8 protein-coding genes and 4 tRNA genes are annotated in these 11931 nt (G+C 55.7%); 1 reads left to right on the top strand and 11 read right to left on the bottom strand.

What is annotated here, in order from left to right; translation table 11 throughout:
- Positions 1-155 precede the first annotated feature (155 nt).
- The 9 genes from ACP7BE_RS22220 to ACP7BE_RS22260 form a co-directional block, all read right to left on the bottom strand.
- Entirely contained in the window at positions 156-428 is a 273-nt protein-coding gene (locus ACP7BE_RS22220) for an HU family DNA-binding protein (RefSeq protein ID WP_016782315.1), read from the bottom strand.
- A 148-nt stretch (positions 429-576) separates the two neighbouring features.
- Complete coding sequence (gene lon / locus ACP7BE_RS22225) at positions 577-2973, bottom strand: endopeptidase La (RefSeq protein ID WP_095001708.1); 2397 nt, start codon at positions 2971-2973, stop codon at positions 577-579.
- Between the two features lie 162 nt (positions 2974-3135).
- Positions 3136-4419, bottom strand: a complete 1284-nt coding sequence (gene clpX, locus ACP7BE_RS22230) for an ATP-dependent Clp protease ATP-binding subunit ClpX (protein ID WP_016782313.1) — start codon at positions 4417-4419, stop codon at positions 3136-3138.
- A gap of 106 nt (positions 4420-4525) precedes the next feature.
- Positions 4526-5167 carry an ATP-dependent Clp endopeptidase proteolytic subunit ClpP gene (gene clpP / locus ACP7BE_RS22235; RefSeq protein WP_095001709.1) on the bottom strand — a complete coding sequence of 214 codons (642 nt, stop codon included), beginning with the start codon at positions 5165-5167 and terminating at the stop codon, positions 4526-4528.
- Between the two features lie 90 nt (positions 5168-5257).
- Complete coding sequence (gene tig, locus ACP7BE_RS22240; protein WP_029611584.1) at positions 5258-6568, bottom strand: trigger factor; 1311 nt, start codon at positions 6566-6568, stop codon at positions 5258-5260.
- 359 nt (positions 6569-6927) lie between these two features.
- Positions 6928-7003 (bottom strand) — tRNA-His (locus tag ACP7BE_RS22245).
- An 86-nt stretch (positions 7004-7089) separates the two neighbouring features.
- A tRNA-Leu gene (locus ACP7BE_RS22250) sits at positions 7090-7174 on the bottom strand.
- Positions 7175-7230: 56 nt separating this feature from the next.
- Positions 7231-7306 (bottom strand) — tRNA-His (locus ACP7BE_RS22255).
- A 41-nt stretch (positions 7307-7347) separates the two neighbouring features.
- Positions 7348-7424: transfer RNA gene (locus tag ACP7BE_RS22260), tRNA-Arg, on the bottom strand.
- Between the two features lie 280 nt (positions 7425-7704).
- On the opposite strand from ACP7BE_RS22260, the gene folD reads away from it, so the two are divergent.
- Complete coding sequence (folD, locus tag ACP7BE_RS22265) at positions 7705-8562, top strand: bifunctional methylenetetrahydrofolate dehydrogenase/methenyltetrahydrofolate cyclohydrolase FolD (protein ID WP_088377854.1); 858 nt, start codon at positions 7705-7707, stop codon at positions 8560-8562.
- 220 nt (positions 8563-8782) lie between these two features.
- Here the strand turns inward: folD and cysS are convergent, their stop codons facing one another.
- Together cysS and ACP7BE_RS22275 are read right to left on the bottom strand one after the other, a co-directional pair.
- Entirely contained in the window at positions 8783-10165 is a 1383-nt protein-coding gene (cysS, locus tag ACP7BE_RS22270; protein ID WP_095001710.1) for a cysteine--tRNA ligase, read from the bottom strand.
- A 22-nt stretch (positions 10166-10187) separates the two neighbouring features.
- A complete protein-coding gene (locus ACP7BE_RS22275) occupies positions 10188-11885 on the bottom strand; it encodes a glutamine--tRNA ligase/YqeY domain fusion protein (RefSeq protein ID WP_095019323.1) in 1698 nt (565 codons plus the stop codon).
- Between the last annotated feature and the right edge of the window lie 46 nt (positions 11886-11931).

Raw genomic sequence — 11931 nt, forward strand, 5'->3', positions numbered from 1 at the left:
TCCGAGGATGCGCCTTCTCGTAACTGGCGGAGCGGACCGGGCTCGAACCCGCGACCCCCGGCGTGACACATCGATGTTGCCACCGACTGCACTACCGCTCCGCTGCCAAGCCTGGCGTGCGCCTGACCCGGTTGGGTAAAAGGTGTTACAGAAACTTAGTTAACCGCTTCTTTCAGTGCTTTACCGGCTTTGAAGCCTGGCTTTTTGGCAGCAGGAATTTCCAGCGTTTTACCGGTCTGTGGGTTACGACCAATACGGGCAGGACGATCGGTTACAGAGAAAGTACCAAAACCAACCAGTACCACAGAGTCGCCAGCCTTAAGAGCGCCAGTGACGGATTCGATTACTGCGTCCAGCGCACGGCCAGCTGCAGCTTTCGGGATATCAGCAGATGCAGCGATAGCATCAATCAGTTCCGACTTGTTCACTCTAAGTCCCCTTATATCTGTCTGAGTATGTTTCTAAAGTTTTTTGGTAAAAGCAAAACGACTGCTGAAGCACTTACGGACACTTATAGAGCCGCTTTATAACAAGGGCTCTAAAAAGCGTCAAGAAAGCCCGTCAGGCGAATCCGTATTAATGCGTGCTAATTCTTTCCTTAGAGTCAGATTCTCGTTTGTCGTCCTTGGCAACAATCTCGGGAGCCACATCCGGCAAGGGCTCCGGGGCGTATTGCAGCGCAATTTGCAGGACTTCGTCAATCCATTTAACCGGTTTAATCTGAAGATCCTGTTTGATGTTGTCAGGAATTTCCTTCAGGTCACGAACGTTCTCTTCAGGAATAATTACAGTTTTGATGCCACCACGATGAGCAGCAAGTAATTTTTCCTTCAGGCCACCAATCGCCAACACCTGACCACGAAGGGTAATTTCACCGGTCATGGCAACATCGGCGCGTACCGGAATCAGGGTCAATGCAGAGACCAGGGCAGTACACATTCCCACACCAGCACTAGGGCCATCTTTAGGCGTAGCGCCTTCGGGCATGTGAATGTGAATATCGCGTTTTTCGTGGAAATCCAACGGGATACCCAGGCTCTTGGCGCGGCTGCGCACCACCGTCAATGCAGCGGTGATGGACTCTACCATCACGTCGCCCAGCGAACCGGTCTTGATCAGCTGGCCTTTGCCAGGAACAACGGCCGCTTCGATGGTCAACAACTCGCCACCCACCTGGGTCCAGGCCAGGCCGGTCACTTGACCGATCTGGTCCTGAACTTCAGCCAAACCGTAGCTGAATTTTCTTACGCCCAAAAAGTGCTCAAGTAGCTCCGGCGTGACGGTGACCGCAAAGCGTTTTTCCAGCGCATGCTCTTTGACCGCCTTGCGGCAGATCTTCGCAATCTGGCGCTCAAGGCCCCGCACACCGGCTTCGCGGGTGTAGTAGCGGATCATGTCGCGGATGGCTTCGTTATCAAATGCCAGCTCGCCCTTCTTCAAGCCATTGGCTTCAATTTGTTTCGGGGCCAGGTATTTGACAGCAATGTTGATTTTTTCGTCTTCGGTGTAGCCAGGCAGACGAATGACTTCCATCCGGTCCAGCAAGGCTGGCGGGATGTTCATCGAGTTGGACGTACACAGGAACATCACATCGGACAGGTCGTAATCAACCTCGAGGTAATGGTCGTTGAAATTGTGGTTCTGCTCGGGATCGAGCACTTCAAGCAGTGCAGACGCCGGATCGCCGCGCATGTCACTGCCCATCTTGTCGATTTCATCAAGCAGGAACAGCGGGTTGCGCACACCAACCTTGGTCATCTTTTGAATCAATCTTCCTGGCATCGAACCGATGTACGTACGGCGATGGCCACGAATTTCCGCTTCGTCACGCACGCCACCCAAGGCCATACGCACGAATTTGCGGTTTGTTGCGTGGGCAATGGACTCAGCAAGCGAGGTTTTGCCTACACCCGGTGGACCGACCAGGCAAAGAACCGGGCCACGAATTTTCTTCACACGCTTTTGCACGGCAAGATATTCGAGAATCCGTTCTTTGACTTCGTCCAGACCGTAGTGATCTGCGTCCAGAATGTCTTCAGCACGCTTGAGATCCAGGCGCACCTTGCTCTGAGCCTTCCACGGCACCTGCACCAGCCAGTCGATGTAGGAGCGCACCACGGTGGCTTCTGCGGACATTGGCGACATTTGCTTGAGCTTGTTCAGCTCCGCCTGGGCCTTGGCCATTGCATCTTTCGGCAAACCGGCAGCATCGATGCGTTTTTTCAGCTCTTCGATTTCATTGTGACCTTCGTCACCATCACCCAGCTCTTTCTGAATGGCCTTCATCTGCTCATTCAGGTAGTACTCGCGCTGGCTGCGCTCCATTTGCTTTTTGACGCGGCCACGGATGCGCTTTTCGACTTGCAGCAAGTCGATCTCGGCATCCAGCAGGGCCAGAACGTGCTCGACACGGGCCTGCAGATCGATGATTTCGAGGATTTCCTGCTTCTGCTCGATCTTGAGTGCCATATGGGCAGCCATGGTATCGACCAGACGGCTTGGCTCGTCAATGCTGTTAAGCGATGACAGAACCTCGGCCGGGACTTTTTTGCCCAGTTGCACGTATTGCTCGAACTGCGAAAGCAGGCTGCGCACAAAGACCTCGGACTCGCGATCCGGGGCAGCCACTTCGTCAATCAGGGAGACTTCGGCACTCAGATAACCATCTGCCTGACCAAAATGCTCAACCGCACCGCGTTGCTCACCCTCAACCAGCACTTTGACCGTGCCGTCCGGGAGCTTGAGCAGTTGCAGAACAGTTGCAATGGTACCGACGCGATACAGGGCGTCTTCGCCCGGATCGTCGTCAGCCGGATTCTTTTGAGCCAACAGCAAAATTTGCTTGTCGCCCGTCATCGCAGCCTCAAGGGCCTCGATCGACTTCTCGCGTCCCACGAACAGTGGGATCACCATGTGCGGATACACAACAACATCACGCAACGGCAGGAGAGGCAATTCGATGGTTGTCTTCATGATTTCGCCTCTACGGCGGCCATAAGGCCGTAATCAGATGGATGTAAGCTTGAAGCCAAGATGGGGGCAGTCTTGAAAAAAAACAAGCGTTGAACGACAGGAAAAACAAAGGGGCCCGAAGGCCCCTTCTTTAACACGCAATGTGGAATGCCAGCATTACATTTACGCGTCAGGTGCAACCTTGGCAGTCGCTTCGTTGTTTTCATAGATCAACAACGGCTTGGACTTGCCTTCTATAACGCTTTCGTCGATCACAACTTTACTCACCTCGGATTGCGAGGGGATTTCATACATTGTGTCGAGCAGCACGCCTTCAAGAATCGAACGCAGGCCACGAGCGCCCGTTTTGCGCTCCAGAGCACGCTTGGCCACGGCCTTCAAGGCGTCGGCACGGAACTCAAGATCTACACCTTCCATCTCGAACAGCTTGCCGTACTGCTTGGTCAAGGCGTTCTTCGGTTCGGTGAGGATCTGCATCAAGGCAGCCTCGTCCAGTTCGTCCAGGGTTGCCAGCACAGGCAGACGACCCACGAATTCCGGGATCAGGCCAAACTTGACCAGATCGTCAGGCTCGACTTCACGCAGGGATTCGCCAACCTTCTTGCCCTCTTCCTTGCTGCGCACTTCGGCACTGAAGCCGATGCCGCCGCGAGTCGAGCGCGCCTGTACAACCTTCTCAAGGCCCGAGAACGCACCACCGCAGATAAACAGGATGTTGCGGGTATCAACCTGCAAGAACTCCTGCTGCGGGTGCTTGCGGCCGCCTTGAGGCGGTACGGAAGCCACGGTACCTTCGATCAGCTTGAGCAATGCCTGCTGCACACCTTCACCGGAAACATCACGGGTAATCGAAGGGTTGTCAGACTTGCGCGAAATCTTGTCGATTTCATCGATGTAGACAATGCCCATCTGGGCTTTTTCTACGTCGTAATCGCATTTCTGCAGCAGCTTCTGAATGATGTTTTCAACATCTTCGCCCACGTAACCGGCTTCAGTCAGCGTGGTTGCGTCAGCGATGGTGAAAGGTACATTCAACAGGCGTGCAAGGGTTTCTGCCAGCAGGGTCTTACCCGAACCGGTAGGGCCGATCAGCAGGATGTTGCTCTTGCCGAGTTCGACGTCGTCGTTTTTCTTGTCACGCTGGTTGAGGCGCTTGTAGTGGTTGTACACCGCTACAGCCAAAACCTTTTTGGCACGTTCCTGACCAATGACGTATTGATCAAGGATGCCGCTGATTTCTTTTGGCGATGGTAATTTATGCGCGCTGCTCTCGGCCTGGGCTTCCTGCACCTCCTCACGGATGATGTCATTGCACAGGTCAACGCATTCGTCGCAGATAAAGACCGAGGGGCCGGCAATCAATTTGCGCACTTCATGCTGGCTTTTGCCACAGAAGGAGCAATAGAGCAATTTGCCGTTGTCCTCGCCGTTGCGGGTGTCAGTCATTCGATCGATCCAAATCCGATAGGCTTGCAACACAAGATGAAGGCAACTGCGGGCTTTTTCAAGCCCGCAGGTGGTCGGTTAACCCAACCACCCACATTTGAGCTGCTTAAGCGGGCATTTGACGCTTGCTGAACACAGAGTCGATCAAACCGTATTCGGCTGCACGCTCGGCGCTCATGAAGTTGTCACGCTCGGTGTCGCGCTCGATGGTTTCGAGAGTCTGGCCCGTGTGGTGAGCCAGCAGCGAGTTCAAACGGTGACGGATGTTGAGGATTTCCTTGGCATGAATGTCGATATCCGACGCCTGGCCCTGGAAACCGCCCAGTGGCTGGTGAATCATCATGCGCGAGTTCGGCAGGCAGTGACGCTTGCCCGGTGCGCCACCGGCCAACAGGAAGGCACCCATGCTGCAGGCCTGGCCGATGCAGATGGTCGACACGTCAGGCTTGATGAATTGCATGGTGTCGTAGATCGACATGCCTGCAGTCACCGAACCGCCCGGCGAGTTGATGTACAGGTGGATGTCCTTGTCCGGGTTCTCGGCTTCAAGGAACAGCAGCTGCGCAGCCACCAGGTTGGCCATGTAGTCTTCTACGGGGCCGACCAGGAAGATGATTCGCTCCTTCAGGAGGCGCGAGTAGATGTCGTAAGCGCGTTCGCCACGGGCGGACTGCTCGACAACCATCGGGACCAGGCCGCCAGCGGCGTGGATATCAGAGTTCTGCTGAATATAAGAATTGCGGGACATGTCCGGCAGTCACTCCCAAATAGTCTTGTCTGGATACGCATAAGCCAGCTCGAGGCTGGCTTATGGTTGTGTTTTCTAACGAGTCAGAAATCAGTCGGCTTGTGGAGCTTCCACCGGCTTGACAGCTTCTTCGTAAGAGACCGCTTTATCGGTCACCTTGGCCTTCTGCAGAACAGTATCCACAACTTGCTCTTCCAGCACAACCGAACGAACCTCGTTCAATTGCGCGTCGTTTTTGTAGTACCAGGCTACAACCTGCTCTGGCTCCTGGTAAGCGGAAGCCATTTCCTGAATCATTTCGCGAACGCGATCTTCGTCAGGCTTGAGGTCGAACTGCTTGACCACTTCAGCCACGATCAGACCCAGCACTACACGGCGGTTGGCTTGCTCTTCGAACAGCTCTGCCGGCAGTTGATCAGGCTTGATGTTACCACCGAACTGCTGAACAGCCTGCACGCGCAGACGGTCAACTTCGTTGGCCAGCAGCGACTTCGGCACTTCGATCGGGTTGGCAGCCAGCAGGCCGTCCATTACCTGGTTCTTGACCTTGGACTTGATGGCCTGACGCAGTTCACGCTCCATGTTCTTGCGAACTTCGGCGCGGAAGCCTTCCAGACCGGTTTCCTTGATACCGAACTGGGCGAAGAACTCTTCGTTCAGCTCTGGCAGCTTAGGCTCGGAAACAGTGTTCACGGTTACGGTGAACTCGGCTTCTTTGCCAGCCAGGTCCAGATTCTGGTAGTCAGCAGGGAAAGTCAGTTTCAGAACGCGCTCTTCACCGGCTTTGGCGCCTACCAGGCCTTCTTCAAAGCCAGGAATCATGCGGCCCGAACCCAGCACCAGCTGAGTACCGGTGGCGGAGCCGCCAGCGAATACTTCGCCGTCTACCTTGCCAACGAAATCGATGTTCAGCTGATCATCGTTCTGGGCAGCACGATCAGTCACTTCAAAGCGGGTGTTCTGCTTGCGCAGCACGTCCAGCATCTTGTCCAGGTCGGCATCAGCCACTTCGGCGCTCAGGCGCTCGATAGCAATGGTGTCCAGACCGGTCACTTCGAATTCAGGGAATACTTCGAAAGTAGCAACGTATTCCAGATCTTTGCCTTTTTCGAAAACCTTAGGCTCGATCGAAGGAGCACCAGCCGGGTTCAGCTTCTGCTCAACCACAGCTTCGTAGAACGAAGACTGGACTACATTGCCCAGCGCTTCCTGGCGCGCATCAGCTTCGTAACGCTGACGGATTACGCTCATTGGCACCTTGCCTGGACGGAAGCCCGGGATCTTGGCCTTTTGGGCAGTCTGTTGCAGACGCTTGTTGACTTCAGCCTCAATACGCTCAGCTGGCACGCCAATGGTCATGCGACGCTCAAGAGCGGAAGTATTTTCAACAGAAACTTGCATGGATATTCCTCGTTGCACAGACATTAGCCGGCCGTTTCCGACCCCATAATCAAGGGCAAGCATTCTAGTGGGTCAAACTCAAGAAGTCACCCTACCGCAAACACCCTAAGAAACGGCCGACAGAAATTAAGTAAAAGCAGCCATCCGCCTCGCCTTCTATATAGATAGAAGACTGCACTGATCAATTGGCGATAACGGGCAGCCTTTGGAGCTACCCCGATCTGCGCGCATTGTCACACAAATCACAGAGGACGCTAAGCATGCGGGAAACAAGGCGCCGAACGACACCCCTATATGCGATTCTCAAACCGCAGATACAAAAAAACGCCAGAGGGTTAGTCTGGCGTTTTCTTTTAATATGGGGTGGACGAAGGGGATCGAACCCTCGACAACGGGAGTCACAATCCCGTGCTCTACCAACTGAGCTACGCCCACCATAGTGCGCTTACAACGCTGCCTGCTCCTGGAAGCCGACAGTTACAACCAAAGAAAAAGCCGCTACAAGCGGCTCTATCAAAATTTGGTGCGGACGGAGAGACTCGAACTCTCACACCTTGCGGCGCTGGAACCTAAATCCAGTGTGTCTACCAATTCCACCACATCCGCATTTCAAACTCTTGAAGCAAAGACGCCAGACTTTTAATCTGGCGGCTTTCTAAATATGGGGTGGACGAAGGGGATCGAACCCTCGACAACGGGAGTCACAATCCCGTGCTCTACCAACTGAGCTACGCCCACCATATTGCCTGTACTGCTTTACTTGTGCCAAAGCTGCCTAATGGCGCACCCGGCAGGACTCGAACCTGCGACCATCCGCTTAGAAGGCGGATGCTCTATCCAGCTGAGCTACGGGCGCATTGTTAGCCTGTATTCTTTGACGACTACAAACCAAGTGCTTTCAGTATCACCAAGCTGGACAACAACTTCGCTCTACCTTCTTAACCAGTGCTAGGCTGTGCCCGACAAGTGCGACGAATGTTATAGGTGAGCCCGTAAGTCGTCAACTGTTTTTTAAAAAAAGTTTAGAAATATAAAGGAGTTAGGGCAATAAACAGACCAGGCGCCTTTGCCCTCGCGCCGCGGCATGCGAGAATGCACGTCCTTTTTCCACCCTTTACGATGGTTAATCACGCGTAATGACTGCACAACTAATCGACGGCAAAGCGATCGCCGCCAGCCTGCGCCAGCAGATTGCCAAACGTGTCGCCGAGCGCCACGAGCAAGGCCTGCGCACCCCTGGTCTGGCAGTGATTCTGGTCGGCAGCGATCCTGCTTCCCAGGTTTATGTTTCGCACAAGCGTAAAGACTGCGAAGAGGTAGGCTTTATTTCCCAAGCCTATGACCTGCCCTCCGACACGACCCAACAGGACCTCACCGACCTGATCGACCGTCTCAATGACGACGCGAACATCGACGGCATCCTGCTGCAACTGCCTCTGCCTGCCCATCTGGATGCCTCCAAACTGCTGGAGCGTATCCGTCCGGACAAAGATGTCGACGGTTTCCACCCCTATAACGTCGGTCGTCTGGCCCAACGCATCCCGCTGCTGCGCCCATGCACCCCCAAAGGCATCATGGCCCTGCTGGAAAGCACCGGCCAGGACCTGTACGGAATGGACGCGGTCATTGTCGGCGCCTCCAATATCGTTGGACGCCCGATGGCCATGGAATTGCTGCTGGCTGGCTGCACCGTGACCGTAACCCACCGTTTCACCAAGGACCTGGCCGGCCACGTTGGCCGCGCCGACCTGGTGGTGGTAGCTGCCGGCAAGCCTGGCCTGGTCAAAGGCGAATGGATCAAGGAAGGCGCCATCGTCATCGACGTGGGCATCAACCGCCAGGCTGATGGCAAGCTGGTGGGCGACGTGGTGTACGAGACCGCCCTGCCCCGCGCGGGCTGGATCACCCCGGTACCGGGCGGCGTAGGCCCGATGACTCGTGCCTGCCTGCTGGAAAACACCTTGTACGCAGCCGAAGAATTGCACGGCAACTAGTGCAAAGCGCTGCAAAAAAACGGCACCTTCGGGTGCCGTTTTTATTGGCGCCGCTAAAATCCGGGCAAACAAAAGCCCGCACTTGGCGCAATGCCATGACCTCAATTGTGGGAGCGAGCCTGCTCGCGAAAGCCCACCCGAGACCTTCGCGAGCAGGCTCGCCCCCACAAAATCATCAGCATCACGCCCCGTACGGGCTTTTGTTCACACAACGGGCAATCTAGTCAGCCAAGCGCCAGGTTGTCCCGCCTTTACTGTCTTCCAGCACCACACCCATTGCCGCGAGCTGATCACGGATACGGTCAGACTCCGCCCAGTCCTTGGCAGCGCGGGCAGCCAGACGCGCATCGATCAAGGCCTGCACCTGAGCGGCATCGATCTTGCCTTCAGCACCGGCCTGCAGAAAGTCATCCGCTTCAAGCTGCAACACACCCAGCACATCGGCCAATTGCTTGAGACGTGCCGCCAGACCGGCAGCCGCCTGCAGATCGGTTTCGCGCAACCGGTTGATCTCGCGAACCATCTCGAACAGCACCGCACAGGCTTCCGGCGTACCGAAGTCGTCGTTCATGACCTGGGTAAAGCGCTCAACAAAGGCTTCACCACCGGCCGGAGCAACCTTGGGCAACCCTTTCAGTGCGTTATAGAAGCGATCAAGGGCTGCCTTGGCATCCTTGAGATTGTCTTCCGAATAGTTGATCGAACTACGGTAGTGGCTCGACACCAACAGATAACGCACAACCTCCGGGTGATACTTCGCCAGAACGTCGCGAATGGTGAAGAAGTTGTTCAAGGACTTGGACATCTTCTCGCCATTGATGCGAATCATCCCGCAATGCATCCAGGCATTGGCGTAGGTTTTACCCGTAGCCGCCTCGCTTTGGGCGATTTCGTTCTCATGGTGCGGAAACTCCAGGTCGCTGCCGCCGCCATGAATATCGAAGGTCTCACCCAGACAGCAGGTAGACATCACCGAGCATTCAATGTGCCAGCCCGGACGACCCGGGCCCCACGGCGACTCCCAGCTCGGCTCGCCAGGCTTGACACCTTTCCACAACACGAAGTCCAGCGGATCGTCCTTGGCCTCGTCGACCTCGATGCGCGCGCCGATGCGCAGATCTTCGATCTTTTTGCGCGACAGCTTGCCGTAGCCCATGAACTTGGCAACGCGGTAGTACACGTCACCATTGCCCGGGGCATAGGCGTAACCCTTGTCGATCAGGGTCTGGATCATCGCGTGCATGCCAGGGATATGATCCGTGGCACGAGGCTCCATATCCGGCTTGAGGATATTGAGCCGCGCTTCATCTTCATGCATGGCCGCGATCATGCGCTCGGTCAGCACCTCGAAAGGCTCGCCGTTTTCACGCGCACGATTGATGATCTTGTCTTCAATGTCCGTAATGTTGCGCACGTAGGTCAGGTTGTAGCCGCTGAAACGCAACCAGCGGGTCACCAGATCGAAGGCAATCATGCTGCGACCATGGCCGATGTGGCAGTAGTCGTACACGGTCATGCCGCACACGTACATGCGCACATTGTTGCCGTCCAGCGGCTTGAAAACTTCTTTGCTCTTGGTGAGCGTGTTGTAGATCGTAAGCACGGCTTGTTCCTTCAAAACTTGATCACTGGCCCCACGAATCACGCAGGGTCACGGTACGGTTGAATACCGGGTGACCGGGTTTCGAGTCCTTGATATCTGCGCAGAAGTAGCCTTCGCGCTCGAACTGGAAACGGTCTTCCGGCTGTGCATTGCCCAGCGAGGGTTCAGCACGACAACCGGTCAGTACCTGCAGCGAGTCAGGGTTGATGTTTTCCAGGAAGCCCGCGCCGTCTTCGGCCTTTTCAGGGTTCGGCGAGCGGAACAGACGATCATACAAACGCACTTCGCATTCGACGCTGGCAGCCGCCGGCACCCAGTGCACAACACCCTTGACCTTGCGACCCTCGGGGTTTTTACCCAGGGTCAGCGGGTCGTACGAGCAATGCAGTTCAACGATGTTGCCATCGGCGTCCTTGATCGCTTCGTCGGCACGGATCACATAGCTGCCGCGCAAACGCACTTCGCCCGCAGGCTCAAGACGCTTGTAGCCTTTTGGCGGCTCTTCCATGAAGTCTTCACGGTCGATGTAGATTTCACGGGCAAACGGCAACACCCGCACACCCATGTCTTCCTTAGGGTGGCAAGGCAGCTCGAGGTTTTCGACCTGACCTTCCGGGTAGTTGGTAATAATCACCTTCAATGGACGCAGCACGCACATGGCACGCGGCGCGCTGTGATCAAGGTCGTCACGGATGCTGAATTCCAGCATGCCGAAGTCAACAACACCGTCAGAACGGTTGGTGCCGACCATGTCACAGAAATTACGAATCGATTTAGGCGTGTAACCGCGACGGCGGAAACCCGACAGCGTCGACATGCGCGGGTCATCCCAGCCGTTGACGTGCTTTTCATCGACCAGCTGCTTGAGCTTGCGCTTGCTGGTGATGGTGTAGTTGAGGTTCAGACGGCTGAACTCGTACTGACGCGGGCGCGCCGGTACTGGCAGGCTGTCCAGGAACCATTCGTACAACGGACGATGGCTTTCGAACTCCAGGGTGCAGATCGAATGGGTGATGCCTTCAATGGCATCCGACTGACCGTGAGTGAAGTCATAGTTGGGGTAGATGCACCACTTGTCACCGGTCTGGTGGTGATGGGCATGACGGATGCGGTACATGATCGGGTCGCGCAGGTTCATGTTCGGCGAGGCCATGTCGATCTTGGCGCGCAGCACACGCTTGCCGTCTTCAAACTCACCGGCGGTCATGCGGGCGAACAGATCCAGGTTCTCTTCAACGCTGCGGTCGCGGAACGGGCTGTTCTTGCCGGGCTCGGTCAGGCTGCCGCGGTATTCCTTGGCTTGCTCGGGCGTCAGGTCGCAGACGTAGGCCTTGCCTTCTTTGATCAGGTAAATCGCCCACTCGTGCAGTTGATCGAAGTATTGCGACGCGTAACGCACTTCACCGGCCCACTCGAAGCCCAGCCACTTGACGTCGCTTTCGATGGCGTCGATGTATTCCTGGTCTTCTTTTGCCGGGTTGGTGTCGTCAAAACGCAAATGCGTCACGCCGCCAAACTCTTGAGCCAGCCCAAAGTTCACACAAATGGATTTGGCATGACCGATGTGCAGATAGCCGTTTGGCTCCGGCGGAAAGCGGGTCACGATCTGTGTGTATTTACCCGAGTCTAGGTCCGCCTGAACGATTGGACGCAGGAAGTTAGCCGGGACAGCAGGGCCAGCCTTTGGATTCAGAGTGGGGTCGACAGTGGGCTTGCTCATAGGATCCTTGAACGTAACAGGGTGCGCGGCCTGGGTCGGCCGACTA

It is taken from the genome of Pseudomonas sp. TWR1-1-3, assembly GCF_049896805.1.
GTDB classification, from domain to species: domain Bacteria; phylum Pseudomonadota; class Gammaproteobacteria; order Pseudomonadales; family Pseudomonadaceae; genus Aquipseudomonas; species Aquipseudomonas bubulae.

Coding starts and splice junctions, on each gene's coding strand:
- tig (WP_029611584.1), bottom strand. CDS start 6,568: ATGCAAGTTTCTGTTGAAAATACTTCCGCTCTTGAGCGTCGCATGACC.
- lon (WP_095001708.1), bottom strand. CDS start 2,973: ATGAAGACAACCATCGAATTGCCTCTCCTGCCGTTGCGTGATGTTGTT.
- clpP (WP_095001709.1), bottom strand. CDS start 5,167: ATGTCCCGCAATTCTTATATTCAGCAGAACTCTGATATCCACGCCGCT.
- clpX (WP_016782313.1), bottom strand. CDS start 4,419: ATGACTGACACCCGCAACGGCGAGGACAACGGCAAATTGCTCTATTGC.
- folD (WP_088377854.1), top strand. CDS start 7,705: ATGACTGCACAACTAATCGACGGCAAAGCGATCGCCGCCAGCCTGCGC.
- ACP7BE_RS22275 (WP_095019323.1), bottom strand. CDS start 11,885: ATGAGCAAGCCCACTGTCGACCCCACTCTGAATCCAAAGGCTGGCCCT.